The sequence below is a fragment of the Sutcliffiella horikoshii genome, from assembly GCF_002157855.1.
GTDB classification, from domain to species: domain Bacteria; phylum Bacillota; class Bacilli; order Bacillales; family Bacillaceae_I; genus Sutcliffiella_A; species Sutcliffiella_A horikoshii_C.
Genome location: NZ_CP020880.1, coordinates 1,880,560 through 1,904,685 on the forward strand (window position 1 = coordinate 1,880,560; position 24,126 = coordinate 1,904,685).

The window sequence follows — 24,126 nt, forward strand, 5'->3', positions numbered from 1 at the left end:
GTTAATGGTCTTTTTAACAGATAGAGGGAGAGTTCGTTCACATAATGAAGACAATGGGGGAATTTTTGTTAATAAAGACGGCACAATGCTAGCAGTGGTTTGTGACGGAATGGGGGGCCATCAAGCAGGTGAAGTGGCAAGCGAAAGAGCAGTAAGCCACATCAAGGAAGTGTGGGAAGAGACAACTAACATCTCTTCCCCTGAACCTGCTGAAATCTGGTTGAAGACGTTCATTCTTCAAGCCAACCAAACACTCTTTGACCATGCAAATTCCCATGAGGAATGCAATGGCATGGGGACTACAATCGTCGCTGCCATTATTGGCGATGGTTTTGTTACCCTTGCACATGTCGGTGATAGCAGGATTTATCTTGTTTCAGAGGAAAGTGCCAAGCAATTAACGGAAGATCATACTTTTGTTAATGAACTTGTAAAAACCGGTCAAATATCAAAGGAAGATGCAGAACATCATCCTAGAAAAAATGTTATACTACAGGCTTTAGGGACAGAAAAAACAGTGAAAATAGATATAAAAACCATTACATATGATGACCCAGGGTATATTCTCCTTTGTTCAGACGGCTTGAGTGACAAAGTGAAAGACCGGGAACTGGTTGAGGTTTTAAACAACGGGACCCATGCTTTGTCTGAAAAGGCAGAGGAATTAATAAGACGCGCCAACCATTACGGTGGGGAAGATAATATCACGGTTGCCATCTTGGAATTATCTGTCTCCGAAGCTGGGAGTGGGTGAAATAGGTGTTAATAGGTAAAAGATTAAATGATCGCTACAAAATTAAGGAAGTCATTGGTGGCGGTGGAATGGCGAATGTTTACCTTGCCCATGACATGATTTTGGATCGTGATGTAGCAGTAAAAGTATTACGTTTAGATTTTGCGAATGATGAAGAATTTATTCGCCGCTTTAGAAGAGAGGCGCAATCTGCAACAAGCTTAGACCATCCGAATATAGTAAGCATTTATGATATCGGGGAAGAAGATGATATTTATTATATCGTGATGGAGCATGTGTCAGGTAAAACATTAAAACAGTACATTCAACAATATGCACCTGTGGAACAATACAATGCAGTGGAGATTATGAACCAGCTGACATCAGCTATTTCTCATGCCCATGAAAACGGTATAATCCACCGGGATATAAAACCACAAAATATTTTGATTGATGATTACGGTACTATAAAAGTGACTGATTTTGGTATTGCCATGGCCTTGAGTTCAACAACAATCACTCAGACCAATTCCCTATTAGGTTCTGTTCATTATTTATCTCCTGAACAGGCTAGAGGAAGTTTGGCAACAAAGAAATCTGATGTCTATGCACTAGGTATTGTGATGTTTGAATTGTTAACAGGAAGATTACCGTTTTCTGGGGAATCTGCTGTTTCGATTGCTTTAAAACATTTGCAATCACAAACACCGTCTCCAAAGCGTTGGAACCCTACTTTGCCTCAAAGTATGGAGAATGTTGTGTTAAAAGCGATGGCAAAGGATCCACTTCACCGCTATGAATCTGTAGACGAAATGCAGGCAGATGTCATGACGGCGCTTGAACCAAGCCGTATGAATGAACCTAAATTTTATATTCCAGATGACGATGAAGAGGCGACAAAGGCCATTCCAATTATTAAAGGCAGTTTAAATAATATTTCAAATGAAGATGAAACCAGAATTCGGCCACCAGATAATAAACCTGTAAGCGAAAAGGCTGAAGAACCAACGCCCCCTAAAAAGAAGAAAAAGAAAAAATGGGTTATCGGGTTGTTACTCTTACTTTTACTGCTTGTTGGTGGTGGAATTGCTGCATTTACACTATTACCTTCCATGCTTCTTCCTAAGGATGTAACAGTCCCTGATGTGTCAGGTAAAGAGTATGACGATGCTGTCAAAGACCTCATCGATTTAGGTTTTGTTTTAGAAGAACCAAAAGAGGAACCTAGTGATGAGATAGAAGAGGGTAGAGTGACGAGAACTTTCCCTGAAGCAGGAGAGGTAGTAAAAGAAGGCAAAGCTATTACCATTTTCCAAAGCTTAGGCAAAGAAAAAGTCGAAATGGCGGATTACTCTGGACTCCCTGTTAATGAAGCTATCAATAGGATAAAAGCAGCCAACTATGACGACCATGATATTGAGGAAATTCACTCTGATGACGTCCCCGAAGGAGAGGTCATCAGTCAAGAACCTGAAGCCGGGGAAAGTGTTGTTCCGGAAGAAACAGTTGTAAAACTTATTGTCTCTATGGGTTCAAGTCCCATTGAACTGGACGATTTTCAAGGATCTTCCATTGAGTTTGCTCAACGACATCTTGCTAACTTGGGGTTAGAGCCTGAAGTGACAAGAGAATATAATGATTCTGTGTCAGAAGGGAATATTATTCAACAGGAGCCTGCCCCTAATTCCCAAGTGAAAAAAGGAGACACTATTACACTTATCGTTTCCGATGGTCCACAACCTGGAGATAAAACAGTAGATATACCACTAGAAGTAAAATATGATCCAGAAGAAGAAGGCGCAGAGCAGACAGTTGAACTGTATCTAGAGGACCTTAACAACACCATGGATGGTGAACCAAAAGAAACCTTCATAATTACGGAGGACTTAATCACAAGTTTCACCGTGACTGTGGCATATAAGCAACAGGCTAAATATCGAGTGGTTGTAGATGGAAAAGAAGTAGAAAATGAAACCATCAATTATGACGACATAGAGTAATAATTAAGGAGTGAGTGTATGCCAGAAGGCAAGATTGTCAAAGCATTGAGCGGTTTTTACTATGTTTTGACAGCAGATGGCAAAATTACCCAATGTAGAGGAAGAGGGGTTTTCCGTAAAAATAAGATAACCCCTCTTGTTGGGGATTCCGTTGTATTCCAAGCGGAAAACGACCAAGAAGGATACATTATGGATGTACTTCCTCGGAAAAACGAGCTGGTTAGACCGCCAATCGCTAACATTGATCAGGCAATACTTGTGTTTTCTGCGATGGAGCCTGAATTCAGTACGGTTCTTTTAGATCGATTTCTTGTGCTGATTGAATCCAAAGGGGTCAGTCCATTGATTTGTATTTCTAAAATGGACCTTCTTGATGAAGATGCCAAACTGCTGGGGTTTGCCGATTATTATCGTTCCATAGGGTACGAAGTGCTGTTGACTTCCACAAAGGAACCTGAGCAGCTTAAAGAAATACTGCCATATCTGAAGGAAAAGTCATCCGTAATTGCGGGACAATCAGGAGTTGGAAAATCATCTCTTTTGAATGTGTTACGCCCAGAGTTAGAATTAAAAACAGATAATATTTCTTCCCACTTAGGACGTGGAAAGCACACAACAAGGCATGTCGAGCTGATGGAAATCAACAACGGTTTTGTTGCGGACACACCTGGTTTTAGTTCATTAGAGTTCCTTGAAATGGAAGCGGAAGACGTAAAAGATTGTTTTCCTGAATTCGTTGAAAAAAGCCATGACTGCAAGTTTCGGGGATGTACGCACCTTAAAGAACCAAAATGTGCGGTGAAAGCAGCGGTTGAAAAAGAAGAGATTGCGTCATACCGCTATAAACACTACGTTTCTTTTGTGGAAGAAATAAAAGACAGAAAGCCGAGGTACTAAATATGATAAAAATCGCCCCTTCCATTCTAAGTGCGGATTTTGCTAACTTAGGAAAAGACATTCTAGATGTGGAACAAGGAGGAGCAGACTATATTCATATTGATGTGATGGATGGTCATTTTGTGCCAAACATCACCATTGGCCCTCTAATCGTGGAAGCAGTTCGTCCTATCACAAAGCTGCCTCTAGATGTGCATCTGATGATTGAAAACCCCGATGCCTACATTGCTGATTTTGCAAAAGCGGGTGCCGATATTATTTCCGTTCATGTGGAAGCATGTCGTCATCTTCACCGCACCATCCAGCATATTAAATCACAAGGAGTTAAAGCTGGGGTTGTTATCAATCCTGCAACACCAGTTGAGAGCATCATTCCTATTTTGAATGATGTGGATATGGTGCTTTTGATGACAGTCAATCCTGGATTTGGCGGTCAAGCTTTCATCCATGATGTTTTGCCCAAAATCAAACAGGTAGCTTCCTTGGCGGAAGAAAGAGGATTGTCCATTGATATTGAGGTTGATGGTGGCGTGAATCCTGAAACAGCGAAGCTTTGTGTAGACGCAGGTGCAAATGTTTTGGTTGCCGGATCTGCCATCTACAACAAAGAAGACCGTAAACAGGCAATCTCCTCCATTAGAAGCAACTTGTCATAATTTCGTGATTGCTGCGGCATGCTATTGTTAAATGTAATGGGAGGACTTTGTGAAATGAATATTTCGAAGGATGACCAGGCAATACTTGAACAAGCATTGCATTCCGCATTGGCCAATAGCACCGACTATAACGAAATTGACATGTATGAACAGCTGCTAAAGAAATTTTCAACAGTTGAAGTGGAAAATAAACAACTGGACGGATTCCGTTATGATTATGACGACTCCTCCAGTACGTAAAAAGTCTTCGTTAATGAAGGCTTTTTTACGTTAAAAAGAAGTAAGGGGAGAGGCAAATTGATTATACATATTGTTGCAGGGGGACCGATAGAGCGGATACCCAAGCTCTATGATTGGCAAGCAGAAGATGTGATTTGGGTAGGTGTAGATAGAGGGGTTGCTTATTTACTTGAACATAATATCGTGCCAGCCAAAGCCTTCGGAGACTTTGATTCCATTACAAGAGAAGAACTTTTTAACATAAAAGCACAACTCCCTCACGCAGAAGTATTTCCAAGCGAAAAAAATGAAACAGATACAGAACTTGCTGTAAACTGGGCGCTTGAACAAAATCCAGCACTTATTAGAATTTTTGGAGGAACAGGTGGAAGGCTGGATCACTTTTTAGGGAACATACAGCTTCTGTTAAAAGGTCTTGAAAAAGGGGCATTAATGGAGCTACATGATATTCAAAATAAACTTTTTGCTCATAGAGAGGGTACATACTCTATTACGAAAGATGAGACCTTACCATATATCTCATTTATGCCCATCACACCTGATGTAAAAGGAATCACGCTTAAAGGATTTAAATATCCTTTAGAAAAAAAGCATATTCGCTTTGGGGACACACTATGTATTAGTAATGAACTTGAAGTGGAAAGTGGTACTTTTTCATTTGAGGAAGGCATATTAATGGTGATAAGGAGCCGTGATTATCATCCATTATCTTAAGACGGTCCCAGCGATCCGCTAATTTGTAACCTGATTTAATAAAAAGGTAAAAGTTCGGAGGAGGGAATGTAATGAAATTTTATACAATCAAACTACCTAGGTTCTTGGGGGGAATAATCCGAGCTATGCTTGGGTCGTTTAAAAAGGAGTAAGGCACCTTGAAAGGGTGCTTTTTTTATAAATGTTGGGGATTGCTTGAACTTGGTGGCTGATTGAGAGTGGGGAACGTGGACATTGAGGTCAAATGTCCGAAGATTTGTTGATTTTGACCGAAGTTTCCCTGAAGTTGACCAAAGATTTTGCGAAGTTGTCCGAAGTTTGCGGATAAATGACCGAACCAATTTTTACTTGCTCAAAAAAGCATCTAAAACCTAAAAATTCAGCCCATTTTTGAATATCCCCCTAAAATATATACGATAAAATTGTTATGTAAACCATCGATAACTAGATCGACCTGCAACCTAAAGTAAAAAGCGACAGGGATTATCTCCCTGTCGCTTTCGTATGTGCGCAACTATTAATTAAACGCGCTCAACTTTACCTGATTTTAAAGCTCTTGCAGAAACGTATACACGCTTTGGCTTACCATCTACTAAGATGCGAACTTTTTGAAGGTTTGCACCCCAAGTACGACGAGTAGAGTTCATTGCGTGAGAACGTGCGTTTCCAGAACCAGTCTTTTTGCCTGTAATTACACATTTACGTGCCATGTTCAATTCCCTCCTAACTACAAAGAAACATCATTCAATATTTTCATTAGTAATAAGAAAGTACCTTCTTATTATTGCGAGAAGAACCATACATAAGGTCTACGTCCAAAGAAGTACCCTTCTGCATCGTTTTTCTTTACCAAAATAATCTCTTGAAAATACTTATATAATTTAACATACAACCCCACACATTGCAATAGTTCTAAGGAAAGCTTTCAAGAAAAAAACCTTGACATACATGTTTTTAGCATTCAGTATAATAATAGTATTATTAGAATAGTACCCGCCTGCTTTTAAATTGAACGTTTTTATAGTAAAATAGCGTGTAGACAAGGTGAAAAATCCAATTGAAGGGGGAACCTTTATGTCCATCGAACTAAAAACATCCTATGGTCAAATAGATATTTCTAATGATGTAGTTGCTACTATCGCTGGTGGAGCTGCAGTTGATTGTTATGGAATAGTAGGCATGGCCTCTAAAAGCCAATTGAAAGATGGGTTATCCGAAATACTTAGAAAAGAGAATTTTACAAAAGGTGTCATCGTGCGCCAAGAAGAAGATCAGTTACATATCGATATGTACATCATCGTAAGCTACGGGACAAAAATTTCCGAGGTGGCTCACAACGTACAAACGAAAGTGAAATATACCCTGAATCAAATGCTCGGTCTTTCCGTTGATTCTTTAAATATTTATGTACAGGGAGTTCGAGTTACGAACCCGTAATAAGGAGGAAATTTTAGTGTCAGTAAAAGTTCTAAATGGGAAACGTTTTGCACAAATGGTTATCCAAGGTGCAAATCATTTATCAAACAACGCCAAAACAGTAGATGCGTTGAACGTTTTTCCGGTTCCGGATGGAGATACGGGAACAAATATGAATCTTTCCATTACCTCAGGAGCGAAAGAAGTAAAAGGTAATGTTTCTGAGCATATCGGAAAGGTTGGTTCTGCTCTGGCTAAAGGCCTACTTATGGGTGCAAGAGGTAACTCAGGGGTTATTTTATCCCAATTATTCCGAGGATTCTCTAAGCATATTGAAGCTAAAGAAACAATTACAAGCAAAGACTTTGCACAAGCTTTGGAAGCAGGAGTACAAACAGCTTACAAGGCTGTTATGAAACCTGTGGAAGGTACCATTCTTACTGTAGCGAAAGATGCTGCAAAGAAAGCAGTTGCTGTTGCGAAAAACGAAGAAGACATCATTGTTTTGATGGAAGAAACGTTAAAAGAAGCAAATGCTTCCCTTAAGCGCACACCAGACCTTCTTCCTGTCTTGAAAGAAGTAGGAGTAGTGGACAGCGGCGGACAAGGTTTAGTATATATTTATGAAGGATTCCTTGCAGAACTTAAGGGGCAAAGAATTGAGGACATCGTTCCTACTACTACGATGAACGAGCTTGTAAATGCAGAACACCATAAAAGTGTTCACTCTGCAATTAATACAGAAGATATCGAATTTGGCTACTGTACAGAGTTCATGGTCAAGTTTGAAGAGGATAAAGTGAAAGCTAATCCTTTTACAGAAGAAAACTTCCGTAATGACCTTTCTGAATATGGGGATTCTCTTTTGGTTATTGCTGACGAGGAAATCGTTAAAGTGCATATTCATGCCGAGCAACCTGGTGATGTTTTGACTTATGCTCAAAAATACGGAAGCCTGATCAATATGAAGATTGAAAATATGAGAGAACAGCACAGCAACCTTCTTTTTGAAGAAGATGCTTATCCTGCTCCAAAACCTGAAGTAAACAAAAAGCGCGAGAAATTTGGAATCATCACTGTTGCAATGGGGGAAGGAATTGCCGAGCTATTCAAGAGCATCGGAGCGAAGGCAGTTATTGAAGGCGGCCAAACGATGAACCCGAGCACAGAGGATATCCTTAAAGCAATCGATGAAGTGAATGCTGATAACGTAATCATCTTGCCAAATAACAGCAACATCATTATGGCGGCAAAACAAGCTGCAGAAGTTGCGGAGCAAAATGTGGCGGTTGTTGAAAGTAAAACAGTTCCACAAGGGATGGCGGCAATTCTTGCATTCAACCCGACAGGAGAGCTTGCTGACAATGAAGCGACGATGAAAGAAGCTCTAGGTTCTGTTAAGACAGGTCAAATCACATTTGCTGTCAGAGATACAAACATCGATGGAGTTGAAATCCAGAAAGATGATTTCATGGGAATAGCTGACGGTAAGATTGTCCTTACTAACAAAGACAAAAAATTAGCGGCAAAGGAACTTCTTACATCCATGATGGACGAAGACTCCGAAATTCTTACTGTCATCTACGGTGAAGATGTATCTGAAGAAGATGTAGAAGAGCTTGTCAGTGATTTAGAAGAATCCTATCCTGACGTGGAAGTAGAAGTCCATAACGGAAAACAGCCACTATATTCCTTTATCTTTTCGATCGAGTAAGCTAATATAATATTTGAAAACAAAAGAAGGGGTAACACCCTTCTTTTGTATGTGAATAAATAAGAAAGAATACTGGGGTATGTTACAGTAAACCGACATAGGGGAGTGGGCAGGCATGAAATATAAAAGCGTATTTGATATTATTGGCCCCATTATGATAGGACCATCAAGTTCCCATACAGCTGGAGCCGCAAGAATCGGACGTGTGGCAAGAAGTCTATTCGGCAGGCAGCCAAAGTGGGCGAACATTTCGTTTTACGGCTCGTTTGCTAAAACATATAAAGGGCACGGTACAGATGTAGCGATTGTCGGGGGGTTACTAGATTTTGATACTTTTGATGAAAGAATCAAAACCTCTCTACAAATTGCAGATTCTTTAGGAGTTTCCATTTCATTTCATGAAGAAGATGCCGTTACAGACCACCCCAATACGGCAAAAGTGGTAATAGGTGATGACGATGGTGAATTAGAGCTTGTCGGCATTTCGATAGGCGGAGGGAAAATTGAAATTACAGAACTGAATGGTTTTGCTTTAAAACTTTCAGGAAATCATCCAGCATTGCTTGTCGTGCATGATGACCGTTATGGTGCGATCGCAGGGGTTGCGAATGTGTTAGCGAAGTTTGCCATAAACATTGGCCATATGGAAGTTTCCCGCAAGGAAAAAGGACAAAAAGCCTTGATGACCATAGAGGTGGATCAAAATATTGATGATGCAGTGATTCAAGAACTATCAGCACTGCCTAACATCACGCAAGTTACAAAAATTGTGGACTAGCTTTTAGAATAATAATGATAGCGCTTTCATCTGATATATAGCTCTTAAGGGGGAAAAATCATGTTTCGTAATGTTGCAGAACTGATTGAGATAGCACAAAGCAGTAATAAGAAGATTTCAGAGATTATGATTGAACAGGAAATGGAATTTACGGGCAGAACGCGTGAGGAAATTTTCGAACAGATGGACAAAAATCTTACCATCATGGAGCAGGCTGTTGAAAGAGGGCTTGAAGGGGTGAGGTCTGTTTCTGGTTTAACGGGCGGAGATGCGGTATTGTTACAAAAATATATTGAAAAAGGGAATTTCCTTACAGGAAAAAATATTTTAGATGCAGTGAGTAAAGCAGTTGCGACAAATGAAGTTAATGCTGCGATGGGTACAATTTGCGCCACCCCAACAGCCGGTTCTGCAGGGGTGGTTCCCGGAACGCTTTTTGCCGTGAAAAATGTGCTTAACCCAACAAGAGAAGAAATGATCAACTTCTTATTTACGTCAGGAGCATTTGGATTTGTTGTTGCTAATAATGCCTCTATCTCTGGTGCCGCTGGCGGATGTCAGGCTGAGGTAGGGTCTGCTTCCGGAATGGCAGCAGCTGCTATCGTGGAAATGGCTGGCGGAACTCCTGATCAATGTGCACAAGCAATGGCCATTACGCTTAAAAACATGTTAGGATTAGTATGTGACCCTGTTGCAGGGCTTGTAGAAGTACCATGCGTAAAGCGTAATGCAATGGGTGCAGCAAATGCAATGGTCGCAGCAGACATGGCACTTGCCGGAATCACAAGCACCATTCCATGTGATGAAGTGATCGACGCAATGTACAAAATCGGACTGACGATGCCTACTGCACTTAAAGAGACTGCACAAGGAGGGTTGGCGGCAACACCAACTGGTCGTGAATTAGAAGCGAAAATATTTGGTGTTCCCTTACAAAAAGGTGACTAATTTATCCGAAACGACAGTAACATCCTTAAAAGGCATTGGGGAAGAAACCGCAAACTCTCTGCACGCAATGGGAATTTACTCAGTAGAAGACCTGCTGATGCATTTCCCGTACAGATATGAAGATTATCGGCTTAGAGATATATCAGAAGTAAAACATGAAGAGAAAATAACGGTAGAAGGGAAGGTTCATGGAGAGCCTTCTCTTATGTATTTTGGCAAAAAGAAATCCAGGCTTACTTTTCGTTTCTATGTTGGACGTTTTTTAGTGAAGGCAGTATGTTTCAACCGGCCATATTACAAAAACAAGCTCTCCATCAACGATACCATCACCATTACTGGAAAATGGGATCAGCATCGTCAAACAATCACTGTCATGGAGATTCACTTTGGTCCATTCATGAAAGAAAGTGAAGTGGAACCTGTTTACTCGGTTAAAGGTAATATCACCGTCAAGCAGATGCGTAAGTTTATTGGAAACGCACTGCAAACATATGGAAGCGGGTTGGAAAGTGCACTTCCTGTTTCTCTTTTGCAAAAATACAAACTGCCGTCAAAAGGTGATTCTGTAAGAGCCTTACATAACCCAGTCAATCAAGAAACGTTGAAACATGCAAGACGCTATTTTGTTTACGAGGAATTTTTACTTTTCCAACTTAAGATCCAGGCATTAAGAAAATATAAGCGTGAGCAAACAGAAGGGCTTGTACATGAATTTCCTAAAAGTAAGCTTGAACGTTTCATCGCTACACTTCCATTTCCTCTGACAGGTGCACAAAATAGGGTATTGGGAGAAATCTTAGGTGACATGACTTCGCCATACCGTATGAATCGCCTGTTACAAGGTGATGTAGGGTCAGGTAAAACGGTGGTGGCGGCAATATCTCTATATGGTGCACATCTTTCCGGTTACCAAGGCGCCTTAATGGTGCCTACAGAAATACTTGCTGAACAACACGCCCAATCGTTAACAAGTCTGTTTAGTGAAACAGAGGTCAACATAGAATTGTTAACAAGTTCAGTAAAAGGCAAGCGACGTAGGGAGCTCTTGGAGAGATTGGCTAATGGGGAAATTGATATTCTTGTCGGTACACACGCTCTTATTCAAGGAGAAGTGAACTTCAAAAGCCTCGGCCTTGTTATTACAGATGAGCAACATCGTTTTGGGGTCGAACAACGAAGGGTACTCCGTGAAAAAGGATCCAATCCGGATGTGCTGTTTATGACGGCGACGCCGATCCCAAGGACACTTGCTATTACAGCTTTTGGAGAAATGGATGTATCCATTATTGATGAAATGCCAGCAGGACGAAAAGCGATAGAGACCTACTGGGCAAAACATCAAATGATTGACAGGGTATTGGGGTTCGTCGAAAAGGAACTTCAAAAAGGCAGGCAAGCATATGTGATCTGCCCGCTTATAGAAGAATCGGAAAAGCTTGACGTGCAAAATGCGATAGATGTCCATGATATGCTTACCCATTACTATCGTGAAAAATGGAAAATTGGGTTAATGCATGGCAGGTTGAGTTCAGATGAAAAAGAAAAAGTCATGGAAGCTTTCAGCGAAAACGAAGTGCAGCTTCTTGTTTCCACAACCGTTGTGGAAGTCGGGGTCAATGTACCGAATGCCACCATGATGGTGATTTATGATGCAGAGCGTTTTGGACTCTCACAACTGCATCAGCTTCGAGGCCGTGTTGGGCGTGGGAGTGAACAATCTTATTGCATACTGCTTGCAGATCCCAAGTCTGAAGTTGGGAAAGAACGGATGAAGATCATGACAGAAACGAACGATGGTTTTGTGCTGTCAGAGAAAGACCTGGAACTGCGGGGCCCTGGTGATTTCTTTGGCAGAAAACAAAGCGGTGTCCCGGAATTTAAAGTTGCTGATATGGTGCATGATTACAGGGCCCTTGAAGTAGCAAGGCAGGATGCTCATGATCTACTTTATTCGGATAGCTTTTGGGTGGATGAGGAGTATAAAGGATTAAGAGAAATGATTGAACACTCAGGGATTTTAGACGGTGACAAGTTGGATTAACAGAGGCAGTGTGAAGCCGTTTAACGGGCTTTCTCTGCCTTTTTGTAGCTATATCAGGAAATTTTGTCTTGCAATATGCTTTTTATGTATATATACTACTATTAGTACCTAGTCATAATAGTTCGGATGGTGTGTAATATGAGACGAAACAAAAAGGAGCGCCAGTTATCTTTAAAGGATAAGATACAGGAAAACCCTTTTATAACAGATGAAGAACTTGCAGATTTTTTTCAGGTCAGCATCCAAACAGTCCGGTTGGATCGTCTGGAATTAAATATCCCTGAATTACGGGAGAGAATTAAAAACGTGGCTGCAAGGACGCTTGAGAAAGAAGTGAAATCCCTGCCTCTTGATGAAGTGATCGGTGAGATTATTGATCTTCAATTAGACGAGAGTGCGATTTCCATTTTTGATGTTCAAAGTGAGCATGTTTTTAAACGAAATCAAATTACACGGGGGCATCACTTGTTTGCACAAGCCAATTCTTTGGCAGTGGCCGTCATTAATGATGAACTGGCGTTAACTGCAAAAGCTACCATTCGATTTACACGACCTGTTAAATTGGGCGAAAGAATTGTTGCAAAAGCCTTCGTTAGTAAAGTGGATAAAGAAAAAGGTAGAACAACTGTAGAAGTGAAAAGCTCTGTCGGAAGCGAAAAAGTATTCCATGGTGAGTTTGAAATGTTTCGCTCTACAAGTTCTTGATTAAAGGCAGGTTATAATGATGAGAATTGCCATTGATGCAATGGGTGGCGATCATGCACCAAAGTCTATTGTAGAAGGTGTCATGAAAGCTGTTGAGAAATATAATGATGTTACGTTTACCCTTGTTGGGGATGAAAATAAAATACGACCATACTTAACAAATGAAAAACAAATAACGATTTTACATACAGATGAGGTTATATCAGGAGATGAGGAGCCGGTACGGGCTGTACGCCGTAAAAAGAACGCCTCAATGGTCTTGATGGCCAAAGAAGTGAAAGAAGCACGAGCAGATGCCTGCATTTCAGCAGGGAACACAGGTGCCTTGATGACAGCAGGACTATTGATTGTTGGCCGCATTAAAGGGATTGAACGACCTGCGTTATCACCGACTTTACCAACCGGCGACGGTAAAGGATTTGTCATGATGGATGTAGGTGCCAATGCAGATGCGAAACCAGAACATCTATTTCAATATGCCTTGATGGGATCCATCTATGCAGAAAAAGTTCGTGGTATAAAAGCTCCTCGTGTAGGATTATTGAACGTGGGAACAGAAGATAAAAAAGGAAATGAACTGACTAAAGCTGCTTTTGAATATATCAAAGAATCCAATGCAGTTCACTTTGTCGGAAATGTAGAGGCAAGGGACCTTTTAAATGGTGTAGCAGATGTTGTGGTGACAGACGGATTTACCGGAAATATCACGTTAAAAGCAATTGAAGGAACAGCTCTTTCTGTCTTTGACATGCTAAAAGAGGCGCTGACAAGTGACTTGAAAAGCAAGCTTGCAGCTGCCGTGTTGAAACCAAAACTAAAAACAATAAAAAACAAAATGGATTACTCTGAATACGGCGGAGCGGCTTTATTTGGACTAAAGGCGCCAGTTGTTAAGGCTCATGGTTCTTCAGATGACAATGCAGTGTTCAATGCCATCCGTCAAACACGCGAAATGCTTCAGAAAGAAATGGTTGGTACCATTGCGAACACTATCGAGAAAATGGAGTTTGTGACTACACAAGAGAACGGAGGAGAATAATGGGAAAGGTTGCATTTGTTTTTCCAGGACAAGGTTCACAGATTGTTGGCATGGCCCAAGAATTAGCCACTGAATATAAAGAAGTTCAAACGGTGATTGATCAGGCAGACGAGAAATTAGGTTACAAACTCTCATCCTTAATGTTTGAAGGGCCTCAAGAAGAACTTACGCTGACCTATAATGCCCAACCTGCTCTTCTTACGTCAAGCATTGCAATCCTGCAACTGCTTAAACAATCAGGGATCAAAGCCGATTATACAGCAGGACATAGCCTTGGTGAATACTCTGCTCTTGTAGCGGCAGACGCCATCAGCTTTGAAGATGCTGTCTATACTGTGCATATGCGCGGAAAGTACATGGAAGAAGCAGTTCCAGCTGGTGTTGGTTCCATGGCGGCCGTACTTGGTCTTGACGAAGGTTTATTGAAAGAGGCTTGTGAGGAGGCATCCGTGGAAGCCGGACCTGTTCAACTTGCAAACTTAAATTGTCCAGGTCAGATTGTTATTTCCGGGTCCGCAAAAGGTGTGTCGCTGGCTTCTGATAAGGCGAAGGAAAAAGGGGCCAAAAGAGTGATTCCTCTTGTAGTCAGCGGACCTTTTCATTCCAGTTTGATGAAACCTGCAGCATCTAAGCTTGAAGATACTTTGACCTCCATTTCTATTGATGACTCTAAGATTCCTGTCATTGCAAATGTGGATGCGAAAGAAATGACAAGCGCTTCTGAAATTCCAGTAAAGCTAGTCGAGCAGCTCTACTCTCCTGTACGTTGGGAGCAATCTGTTGAAAAGCTGATCGAACTTGGCGTTGATACGTTTATTGAAGTTGGTCCAGGTAAAGTGTTATCAGGTCTTATTAAAAAAGTGAATCGCAGAGCAACAACGATTCCGGTATACGATAAGGAAACACTGCAAAAAGCGATCAATCACTTTAAAGGGGAGGGCTCTACAAATGCTTAAAGGAAAAACAGCCGTTGTTACGGGGGCGTCGCGCGGAATTGGGCGTGCCGTTGCACTTGAACTAGCAGAACAAGGTGCAAATGTAGTGGTAAACTATTCAGGAAGCGAAGCAAAAGCCTATGAAGTAGTGGAAGCTATTAAAGAAATGGGTAGCGAGGCTATCGCTGTACGTTGTAATGTCGGGAACATGGAAGACGTTCAAGCAATGATGAAAGAAGCGCTCACTCAGTTCGGTACTATTGACATCCTTGTCAATAATGCCGGTATCACCCGTGATAACCTTCTAATGCGAATGAAGGAAGACGAGTGGGATGATGTGATCAATATCAATCTAAAAGGTGTATTTAATGCGACAAAAGCAGTAACACGCCAAATGATGAAACAACGATCCGGACGAATCATCAATATTGCGTCCATTGTTGGGGTAATGGGGAATGCAGGTCAAGCAAACTATGTAGCGGCAAAAGCCGGTGTGATTGGTCTTACTAAATCAACGGCACGCGAGTTAGCTTCTCGCCATATCACCGTAAACGCAATCGCACCTGGATTCATCACAACGGATATGACGGATAAACTAACAGAAGAAGTGAAGGCGGAAATGCTCAAGCAAATCCCTCTAGCTAGATTTGGAGAAGCAAAAGACATCGCCTCTGTCGTATCTTTCCTAGCATCTGAAAAAAGTGCCTACATCACCGGCCAAACCCTCCACGTAGACGGAGGAATGGTGATGTAATAAGAATTTACCCTGATGACTGGAGTGCAAGGTGTGAGACTCCTGCGGGGGAGAAACGGTAGCTTGAGACCCCACAGGCGAAGCCGAGGAGGCTCAAGCACCGTCCCGCGGAAAGCGAATACCTGGAACGGAAGTCATCAGGGAGTTAATAAATACGACAAACACTAGTTTTTTAAAGTTAAATTCACTATAATACTTGAGGGGAGGTGAAAGTTATGGCAGATGTATTAGAGCGTGTAACAAAGATCATTGTTGATCGTTTAGGTGTAGATGAGTCCGAGGTGAACCTTGACTCCAAATTCAAAGACGATTTGGGTGCTGACTCTCTTGATGTAGTTGAACTAGTAATGGAGCTTGAAGACGAGTTTGATATGGAAATTTCAGACGATGAAGCAGAAAACATTACAACAGTTGCCGATGCGGTAAACTACATAAAAGCAAACGCTTAATCTTTCTTGATTGTCCCACTAAGGTGGGACTTTTTGTTTTTATGGGCATAATAAACTTTGAAATACAGGATAAAAATACCTTTTAGCAATAAAAGATTACGTAATATACATAATTTAAAGCAAGTTGCTATTTGTATCCTCTAAATAATTTGTTAAAATAGTAATGTTATACAACTTTCATCAACAAAAAGAAGAACGTTGCCATCTTAGTGAAAGAAGATTGTATGTTGGAGGCTCCTTTACATGACCAGAAGCAAAAGTAGAATAAATGAAATGAAAAACGAAGCAACAATAAAGAATTTTGTTATGCTTCAAGAAAAATTAGGAGTTAAGTTTCATAATGAGAAACTTTTATATCAAGCTTTCACCCATTCATCCTATGTGAATGAGCATCGCAGAAAGCCTTACGAGGACAATGAGCGTTTGGAATTTTTGGGTGACGCTGTTTTAGAGTTGACCATCTCACAATTTTTATATAAAAAATATCCAATGATGAGTGAAGGTCAATTAACAAAACTAAGAGCGTCTATTGTATGTGAACCTTCTTTGGTTTCATTCGCCAATGATCTTTCGTTCGGACAATATGTACTGCTTGGTAAAGGAGAAGAAATAACAGGTGGAAGAGCGAGACCAGCACTGCTTGCCGATGTATTTGAGGCATTTATCGGCGCCTTGTATCTGGATCTTGGCCTAGAGACTGTTTTTCAATTCCTTGAAAAGTATGTGTATCCTAAGATTAATGAAGGTGCTTTTTCTCATGTGATGGATTTTAAAAGTCAACTGCAAGAGATGATACAACGAAATGCACTTGGAATAATTGAGTATGAAGTACTAGAAGAAAAAGGCCCGGCCCACAACCGTGAATTTGTGTCTAAGGTCTCCTTGAACAAAGAAGAGATGGGGATTGGAGTCGGAAGGTCTAAAAAAGAAGCAGAACAACATGCCGCTCAATTTGCTCTCCAGAAATTAAAAAAAGTCAGAAAATGAAGGTAGGCGATCCTCTGGTGTCTCAATATACCTTAAGGATTGCTTACTTTTCTGTTACATAAGGTCCGTAAAATAGTAAACACTTCTAGCTGTTAATTGGAGCAAAAGGCGGAGACTTCTGAGGGAGATAGCGCTAGGTTGAGACCCCGCAGGCTTGCCGAAGAGGCTCTAGCAGCGCCCCTAGGAAAGCGAAACTATTTGCGTAAATTAACAGCGGCGTACCATGGAATCATTATTTTATTAGGTTAAGAAACTAAACGAGGTGAGGAATATGTACCTCAAACGATTGGAAGTAGTAGGGTTTAAGTCGTTTGCTGAAAAAATATCCGTAGATTTCGTACCAGGTGTCACAGCCGTCGTAGGTCCGAATGGAAGCGGAAAAAGTAATATTATCGATGCCATCAGATGGGTGCTGGGAGAACAATCAGCCAAATCCCTCCGCGGTTCCAAAATGGAAGATATCATTTTTGCCGGCAGTGATAGCAGAAGAGCATTAAACATGGCAGAGGTTACACTGACACTTGATAACAGTAATCGCATCTTGCCGATAGATTATATGGAAGTGAGCGTTACACGAAGGGCGCTAAGGTCCGGTGACAGTGAATTCCTGATAAATAAACAAACCTGCAGATTAAAAGACATTGTTGACCTTTTCATGGATTCCGGTCTTGGGAAGGAAGCCTTTTCCATCATCAGCCAAGGTAAAGTGGAAGAAATCCTGAGCAGTAAATCAGAAGAGCGTCGAAGTATTTTTGAAGAAGCGGCCGGTGTGCTTAAGTACAAATCCAGAAAAAAGAAAGCCGAGAGTAAACTTATGGATACCCAAGAGAATCTGAACCGGGTATCAGATATTTTACATGAGCTGGAAGGACAAGTGGAGCCGTTAAAAATACAAGCATCCATTGCCAAAGATTATCTGGAAAAAAAAGAAGAGCTTGAACAAATAGAAGTAGGCGTGACGGTGCACGAAATAGAAGAACTTCATCAAAAATGGGAACAAAATTCTCTGGAAGTTAAAAACAGCACCGAAAAAGAGCTTGTTCTATCTTCTGAATTGAGCCACAAAGAAGCAACACTTGAAAAGTATAAGGACCAAGTGGCGGCGTTGGATGAATCCATTGATTCTTTGCAACAGGCACTTTTAGTGGCTAGTTCGGAGCTGGAGAAACTTGAAGGAAGAAAAGAAGTTTTGAAGGAGCGGAAGAAGAACGCTACGACAAACCGTGCCCAATTGGAAAGTTCATCGGTGGAGCTTGCTGAATTTATTGATGCTCAAAAGAAAAGATTGGAAAGCGAAAAACTTCTTTTAGATACCCTTCGTCAAGAATTGGTATTAACAGAGCAACAACTTAAGGAAAAACAAGTGATCAACGAACAATTTGACCAAAATATCGAAGGAAAAATAGACGCTTTAAAAAGTGATTATATTGAACTTCTAAATAAACAGGCAGCAATCCGTAACGAAGTTTCTTACTTGGAGCAGCAAGAAAAGCAAGAAGGCATGAAAGTAACCCGTCTTGACGAGGGAAACCGGAAGTATGTCGATTTAAGGGCTAATACCCAACAGAAGAAAGATAAGGTGCTCACTGACCATAAACAGGTACAGGAAGAGTTGAATCAAACTGTTGACCGCTTCAGAGCTGAGCAAGCTAATCTGGAACAATTTAAGCAGTCCTATCAGAAAAAAGAAACAACCTTGTATCAAGCATACCAATTCTTGCAGCAAACACGTGCTCGAAAAGAAATGCTAGAAACCATGCAGGGAGATTTTACAGGATTCTTTCAAGGTGTTAAAGAAATTCTGAAAGCAAGGGATGAGAATAGGCTTACTGGAATTAAAGGGGCTGTTGCAGAACTCATCCAAGTAAATCAGGATGTGGAGACAGCAATTGAAATTGCCCTTGGCAGTGCGACACAGCATATCGTTGTGGACAATGAGCAAAATGCGCGAACATCCATCCAATACCTGAAAACGAACGGTTTTGGCCGTGCGACGTTCCTGCCAATGACGGTTATGAAACCTAGGACATTATCAGACTATCAAGTGAATCAGATTAGTCAACATGAAGCTTTTGTAGGATTAGCTGCTTCGCTTGTGGAGTACGACAAAGCCTATGAAAATATCGTCAATAACCTCTTGGGGAACATTGTCATCGCTAAAGACCTAAAAGGAGCCAATGCGTTGGCAGGCATCCTTCAGCACCGTTACCGGATCGTGACATTAGAAGGGGATGTGGTAAATCCCGGTGGATCTATGACAGGCGGAGCCGTTAAACAAAAATCGAATTCCCTTTTAAGTAGAGGTCGTGAACTTGATTCTATTTCAGCTAAACTAGAAGAGATGGAGAATAAAACGGCCCTGCTTGAAGATCAGGTCAAGACACTTAAGAAGAAAATAGAAGAGAAAGAGTCTCAAGTTATAGAACTAAAGGGAACTGGCGAGGAACTAAGATATAAAGAACAGCAGGTTGCAAGCTTACTTCGGGAAGTGGAACTAGAAGAGAAAAACGTCAATGAACATTTAAGTTTATATGACTATGAAAAGCAACAGCTCACCATATCCATGAAGGATGCCCTCAACAAAAAAGCAAAACTAGATGTTGATTTGAAAACGGTTGGAATGCAGATTGCTGCTCTAGACAAAGAGATTGCCGAGCTAAACTCCTTAAGGTTGGAGCAACATGCAAACAAAGAAAACGTACAAAACGAGCTGACACAATTAAAAGTTGATTATGCGGGTAAAAAAGAAAAGCTTACTAATCAATCAGAAAAAGTGGATACTATTGAAACAGACCTTAAACAAGCCACAGAAAGATTGACTGACATTAAAGAAGATCTTTCTCTACTACAAAGTGAAATGAATGATAATTCCTCAGGTGAACAAAAACTGGAAGTGGCTGCGGCTGAAAAGTTACAAGACAAAAATACCACTATGAAGCTTATAGCGGAACGTCGTGCAGAAAGGCTTTCTTACCACGAAAAGGTGGAACAAGAAGAGCTTGAATTGAAAGATTTAAAAAGGCAGTATAAACAGCTTACTGAAGTTTTGAAGGCGGAAGAAGTGAAAATGAACCGTCTGGATGTGGAATTAGATAATAGACTTCACCATTTAAGGGAAGAGTATATGCTGTCCTTTGAAGCGGCAAAAGCAGATTATCCACTTGAGATGGAGTTAGAAGAAGCGCGTAAAAAGTTAAAACTGATCAAGCTTGCCATCGAGGAGCTTGGCACAGTCAATATCGCGGCAATAGAGGAATATGATCGAGTAAGCGAGCGATATACATTCCTTAAGGTACAAAAGGACGATCTTCAAGAAGCAAAAGACACCTTATTCCAGGTTATCGGTGAGATGGATGAGGAAATGAAAAAACGCTTTGAGACGACCTTCACCAATATCCGTGCGCATTTCCACGATGTGTTCCGCTCTTTATTTGGAGGAGGAAGGGCAGATCTTGTGCTAACTGATCCGTCAGACATGCTGAATACGGGCGTAGATATTGTGGCACAACCGCCTGGTAAAAAACTGCAGAATCTTGGTCTCTTGTCAGGGGGAGAAAGAGCGTTAACGGCAATTGCTTTGTTATTCTCAATACTAAAAGTAAGACCTGTGCCGTTCTGCATCCTTGATGAAGTGGAAGCGGCGCTTGATGAAGCCAACGTACACCGCTTTGCCCAATACTTAAAGCAGTTCAGTGAAGAAACACAGTTCATCGTCATCACCCACCGCAAAGGAACGATGGTATTCAGTGATGTTCTTTACGGAGTAACGATGCAAGAATCCGGTGTCTCTAAATTGGTCTCTGTCCGGTTAGAAGAATCCAAAGAACTTGTTAAATAGAGAGGAAGAGAATGAGAAAATGAGTTTCTTTAAAAAGTTGAAAGAAAAGCTTACCACCCAAACAGATTCCGTAACGGAAAAATTCAGAGAAGGATTAACGAAAACTCGTGATTCCTTCTCTGGTAAAGTAAATGACCTTGTCGCTCGTTATCGCAAAGTCGATGAAGATTTCTTCGAAGAATTGGAGGAAATCTTAATCGGAGCGGATGTTGGCGTTAACACCGTGATGGAATTGATTGATGAGCTTAGAATGGAAGTGAAACGACGCAACATTCAAGATCCCCGCGAGGTTCAAAGTGTCATTTCTGAAAAGTTGGTGGAGATCTATCAAGCCGGAGATGACGTGTCTCCGACCATCAACTTTCAACAAGACGGCTTAACGGTTGTTCTGGTTGTAGGGGTAAACGGAGTAGGGAAAACTACGTCTATAGGAAAGATTGCTAAGAAACTGAAGCAAGAGGGGAAAAGTGTTCTTCTTGCAGCGGGAGATACATTCCGTGCCGGCGCTATCGACCAGCTTGAAGTATGGGGCGAACGTGTTGGAGTGGATGTGATCAAGCAATCAGAGGGCTCAGATCCTGCAGCTGTTATGTATGATGCCCTCCAAGCCGCTAAAGCTCGTAAAGTTGACGTACTTCTTTGTGATACAGCAGGTCGACTTCAAAACAAGGTCAATTTAATGAAGGAACTGGAAAAGGTGAAGCGTGTCATTGAGCGCGAGGTTCCGGGTGCACCGCATGAAGTTCTGCTAGTTCTGGATGCAACGACTGGCCAGAATGCATTAAGCCAGGCGAAGATCTTTTCTGAAGCAACGAATGTTACGGGAATCGTTTTGACGAAGCTTGACGGTACCGCAAAGGGCGGAATCGTTCTTGCTATCCGAAATGAAATGAAAATTCCGGTCAAGTTTGTCGGTTTAGGGGAAAAAGCAGAAGACTTGCAGGAGTTCAATGCAGAGCAATATGTGTACGGATTATTTGCAGATATGATGGAAAAAGAAGAAGCACAAGAAAGCTAATAAAAAAATCATCACTTGCCGCCCCTCCACTCTGACGGGCGGCTTTTATATAGAGAAGAAATTGTGGGAACCTGTTGATTTCCGTTCCAGGCGCTTCGCTTGCCTGCGGGCGGTCTGGAAGCCTCCTCGTCTTCGCCTGCGGGGTCTTCCCTATCCCTTCCTCCCGCGGGCGTCTGCGCGCCTTCCACTTCAATCAACAAGAAGGTTTCATTAATTTAAGGGTCTATGAAAAAGACGTTACATCTACTCAATTTTCAGCTGTGGATTGGAGCAATTGGCGAAGACTCCAGCGGGGGAGTAACGGTTGATTGAGACCCCGCAACGAAGTGAGGAGGCTCAAACACCGTCCCGCGGAAAGCGAAGCCATATGCGGAAAGGAACAGCGGTGGATAACCAACCAACAAATATTTTTCAAGTATAAAAGAACCTAAGGTGGTAATATGTTTTCTCTCATTTTCGCTTTTCCCCCAGTCAAGAAAAAAACTTGACATTCCATATTCCAACCTGTAAACTAAGCTATTGTAAAGGCATTTCACTTAACAAGGGAGAGTGAAGAGGATGCTTGAAAAAACAACGAGAATGAACTATCTATATGATTTCTATCAGTCGTTGTTAACACCAAAGCAACGAAGCTATATGTCTTTGTATTACTTAGATGATCACTCCCTTGGTGAGATAGCAGAGGAATATAACATAAGTCGTCAAGCAGTGTATGATAACATAAAACGTACAGAACAGATGCTTGAGCAATATGAAGAAAAGCTTTTGTTATTTCAAAAGTTTCAAGAGCGGCAGAAGCTTTTGCAGCAGATGAAAGATGAAGTCGATAAAGCGGAAAGACCGCTTTACGGCCAGTCTCTTTTAGCGCTGATCGAGTCGCTTGAGAAATTAGATTAGGGGGCGGCATACATGGCATTTGAAGGTTTAGCCGACCGTTTGCAAAATACGATACAGAAGATCCGCGGAAAAGGTAAGGTAAGCGAACAAGACGTTAAAGAAATGATGCGTGAAGTTCGACTGGCATTGCTTGAAGCGGATGTTAACTTCAAAGTAGTGAAAGACTTTGTAAAACGCGTGAATGAACGTGCAGTTGGACAAGAAGTCATGAAAAGTCTTACACCCGGTCAGCAAGTAATTAAAGTGGTAAAAGAAGAACTCACCGCGCTTATGGGCGGAGAGCAAAGTAAAATAGCTGTAAGCAGCCGACCGCCAACTGTCATTATGATGGTAGGTCTACAAGGTGCTGGTAAAACGACGACAACAGGAAAGCTTGCAAACTTATTGCGCAAAAAGCACAATAGGAAGCCGCTTTTAGTTGCGGCGGATATTTACCGACCGGCAGCGATTAAACAGCTTGAAACACTTGGAAAACAACTCAGCATGCCTGTATTCTCTTTAGGAGATCAGGTAAGTCCCGTTGAAATCGCAAAGCAAGCCATCCAAAAAGCGAAAGATGAGCACCATGATTATGTGCTGATCGATACTGCCGGACGTTTGCATGTGGATGAAAACTTAATGGACGAGTTAAAACAGGTAAAAGAAATCTCCAACCCGGATGAAATCTTCCTTGTTGTCGATGCAATGACAGGACAAGATGCTGTAAATGTAGCGCAAAGCTTCAATGAACAGCTTGGCTTGACTGGCGTTGTCTTAACAAAGCTTGATGGAGATACACGAGGTGGAGCTGCATTATCCGTTAAGGCGGTAACCAATACCCCAATCAAGTATATTGGTATGGGTGAAAAATTGGATGCCATCGAGCCTTTCCATCCTGAACGTATGGCCTCTCGTATTTTAGGTATGGGAGATGTGCTGACTCTTATCGAGAAAGCACAATCGAATGTAGATGAAGAGAAAGCCAAGGAGCTTGAACAGAAACTGCGTACGATGAACTTTACGTTTGATGATTTTCTGGAACAGCTTGGCCAAGTAAGAAACATGGGCCCACTTGATGAAATACTGGGAATGATTCCTGGAGCCAACAAGATGAAAGGCTTAAAAAATGTCCAGGTGGATGAAAAGCAGATTGGTCACGTGGAGGCAGTTATCCAATCCATGACCAAAGCGGAGAAAGATAATCCAGATCTAATCAACGCTAGCCGCAAAAAGCGGATAGCAAAAGGTAGCGGACGACCTATTCAGGAAGTTAACCGTCTACTCAAACAATTTGAAGAGATGAAAAAAATGATGAAACAGATGACAAGCATGCAAAAAGGAAAAGGTAAAAAAGGCGGCTTCAAATTCCCTTTCATGTAAGCATCAAC

The 24,126-nt window shown here is 41.5% G+C and carries 23 protein-coding genes; 22 read left to right on the top strand and 1 reads right to left on the bottom strand.

The window, feature by feature from the left end:
• Positions 1-4 precede the first annotated feature (4 nt).
• The 7 genes from B4U37_RS09730 to spoVM all read left to right on the top strand — a co-directional run bounded on the left by B4U37_RS09730 (position 5) and on the right by spoVM (position 5,392).
• A complete protein-coding gene (locus tag B4U37_RS09730) occupies positions 5-754 on the top strand; it encodes a Stp1/IreP family PP2C-type Ser/Thr phosphatase (protein ID WP_088018077.1) in 750 nt (249 codons plus the stop codon).
• 5 nt (positions 755-759) lie between these two features.
• Positions 760-2,733 (top strand): Stk1 family PASTA domain-containing Ser/Thr kinase, encoded by a 1,974-nt coding sequence (gene pknB / locus B4U37_RS09735; RefSeq protein WP_088018078.1) that lies wholly within the window; start codon positions 760-762, stop codon positions 2,731-2,733.
• An 18-nt stretch (positions 2,734-2,751) separates the two neighbouring features.
• Positions 2,752-3,630, top strand: coding sequence for a ribosome small subunit-dependent GTPase A (gene rsgA / locus B4U37_RS09740; protein WP_088018079.1), 879 nt, complete (start codon positions 2,752-2,754; stop codon positions 3,628-3,630).
• 2 nt (positions 3,631-3,632) lie between these two features.
• Complete coding sequence (rpe, locus tag B4U37_RS09745; RefSeq protein ID WP_088018080.1) at positions 3,633-4,286, top strand: ribulose-phosphate 3-epimerase; 654 nt, start codon at positions 3,633-3,635, stop codon at positions 4,284-4,286.
• A gap of 54 nt (positions 4,287-4,340) precedes the next feature.
• Positions 4,341-4,526 (top strand): hypothetical protein, encoded by a 186-nt coding sequence (locus B4U37_RS09750; RefSeq protein ID WP_088018081.1) that lies wholly within the window; start codon positions 4,341-4,343, stop codon positions 4,524-4,526.
• A gap of 57 nt (positions 4,527-4,583) precedes the next feature.
• Positions 4,584-5,240 (top strand): thiamine diphosphokinase, encoded by a 657-nt coding sequence (locus tag B4U37_RS09755; RefSeq protein WP_088018082.1) that lies wholly within the window; start codon positions 4,584-4,586, stop codon positions 5,238-5,240.
• Positions 5,241-5,311: 71 nt separating this feature from the next.
• Positions 5,312-5,392 carry a stage V sporulation protein SpoVM gene (gene spoVM / locus B4U37_RS09760; protein WP_060665857.1) on the top strand — a complete coding sequence of 27 codons (81 nt, stop codon included), beginning with the start codon at positions 5,312-5,314 and terminating at the stop codon, positions 5,390-5,392.
• A 369-nt stretch (positions 5,393-5,761) separates the two neighbouring features.
• Here the strand turns inward: spoVM and rpmB are convergent, their stop codons facing one another.
• A complete protein-coding gene (gene rpmB / locus B4U37_RS09765) occupies positions 5,762-5,950 on the bottom strand; it encodes a 50S ribosomal protein L28 (protein WP_010193132.1) in 189 nt (62 codons plus the stop codon).
• Between the two features lie 364 nt (positions 5,951-6,314).
• Here rpmB and B4U37_RS09775 point away from each other — a divergent pair, with 364 nt between their 5' ends.
• The 15 genes from B4U37_RS09775 to ffh all read left to right on the top strand — a co-directional run bounded on the left by B4U37_RS09775 (position 6,315) and on the right by ffh (position 24,118).
• A complete protein-coding gene (locus B4U37_RS09775) occupies positions 6,315-6,677 on the top strand; it encodes an Asp23/Gls24 family envelope stress response protein (RefSeq protein ID WP_010193134.1) in 363 nt (120 codons plus the stop codon).
• A 16-nt stretch (positions 6,678-6,693) separates the two neighbouring features.
• Positions 6,694-8,370 (top strand): DAK2 domain-containing protein, encoded by a 1,677-nt coding sequence (locus tag B4U37_RS09780; RefSeq protein ID WP_088018083.1) that lies wholly within the window; start codon positions 6,694-6,696, stop codon positions 8,368-8,370.
• A gap of 115 nt (positions 8,371-8,485) precedes the next feature.
• Positions 8,486-9,148, top strand: coding sequence for an L-serine ammonia-lyase, iron-sulfur-dependent subunit beta (sdaAB, locus tag B4U37_RS09785; RefSeq protein WP_088018084.1), 663 nt, complete (start codon positions 8,486-8,488; stop codon positions 9,146-9,148).
• A gap of 60 nt (positions 9,149-9,208) precedes the next feature.
• Positions 9,209-10,096, top strand: a complete 888-nt coding sequence (sdaAA, locus tag B4U37_RS09790; RefSeq protein WP_010193138.1) for an L-serine ammonia-lyase, iron-sulfur-dependent, subunit alpha — start codon at positions 9,209-9,211, stop codon at positions 10,094-10,096.
• Positions 10,089-12,137, top strand: coding sequence for an ATP-dependent DNA helicase RecG (recG, locus tag B4U37_RS09795; RefSeq protein WP_088020232.1), 2,049 nt, complete (start codon positions 10,089-10,091; stop codon positions 12,135-12,137). The genes sdaAA and recG overlap by 8 nt, the downstream gene beginning before the upstream one ends.
• A 138-nt stretch (positions 12,138-12,275) precedes the next feature.
• Positions 12,276-12,842, top strand: a complete 567-nt coding sequence (fapR, locus tag B4U37_RS09800; protein ID WP_010193141.1) for a transcription factor FapR — start codon at positions 12,276-12,278, stop codon at positions 12,840-12,842.
• Between the two features lie 19 nt (positions 12,843-12,861).
• Positions 12,862-13,881 (top strand): phosphate acyltransferase PlsX, encoded by a 1,020-nt coding sequence (gene plsX, locus B4U37_RS09805; RefSeq protein WP_088020234.1) that lies wholly within the window; start codon positions 12,862-12,864, stop codon positions 13,879-13,881.
• Entirely contained in the window at positions 13,881-14,837 is a 957-nt protein-coding gene (gene fabD, locus B4U37_RS09810) for an ACP S-malonyltransferase (protein ID WP_088018085.1), read from the top strand. Before plsX ends, fabD begins: the two co-directional genes overlap by 1 nt.
• Positions 14,830-15,570: a 3-oxoacyl-[acyl-carrier-protein] reductase gene (gene fabG / locus B4U37_RS09815; RefSeq protein WP_088018086.1), complete on the top strand. Its 741-nt coding sequence runs from the start codon at positions 14,830-14,832 to the stop codon at positions 15,568-15,570. The genes fabD and fabG overlap by 8 nt, the downstream gene beginning before the upstream one ends.
• A gap of 215 nt (positions 15,571-15,785) precedes the next feature.
• Complete coding sequence (acpP, locus tag B4U37_RS09820; RefSeq protein ID WP_010193151.1) at positions 15,786-16,019, top strand: acyl carrier protein; 234 nt, start codon at positions 15,786-15,788, stop codon at positions 16,017-16,019.
• A 243-nt stretch (positions 16,020-16,262) separates the two neighbouring features.
• Complete coding sequence (gene rnc / locus B4U37_RS09825; protein WP_425329156.1) at positions 16,263-17,006, top strand: ribonuclease III; 744 nt, start codon at positions 16,263-16,265, stop codon at positions 17,004-17,006.
• Between the two features lie 271 nt (positions 17,007-17,277).
• Complete coding sequence (smc, locus tag B4U37_RS09830) at positions 17,278-20,844, top strand: chromosome segregation protein SMC (RefSeq protein WP_088018087.1); 3,567 nt, start codon at positions 17,278-17,280, stop codon at positions 20,842-20,844.
• Between the two features lie 19 nt (positions 20,845-20,863).
• Positions 20,864-21,862, top strand: coding sequence for a signal recognition particle-docking protein FtsY (gene ftsY, locus B4U37_RS09835; protein WP_088020236.1), 999 nt, complete (start codon positions 20,864-20,866; stop codon positions 21,860-21,862).
• Positions 21,863-22,420: 558 nt separating this feature from the next.
• Entirely contained in the window at positions 22,421-22,759 is a 339-nt protein-coding gene (locus tag B4U37_RS09845) for a putative DNA-binding protein (protein WP_088018089.1), read from the top strand.
• 12 nt (positions 22,760-22,771) lie between these two features.
• On the top strand, positions 22,772-24,118 hold the full coding sequence (ffh, locus tag B4U37_RS09850; protein ID WP_088018090.1) for a signal recognition particle protein: 1,347 nt from the start codon (positions 22,772-22,774) through the stop codon (positions 24,116-24,118).
• The last annotated feature ends 8 nt before the right edge of the window (positions 24,119-24,126 follow it).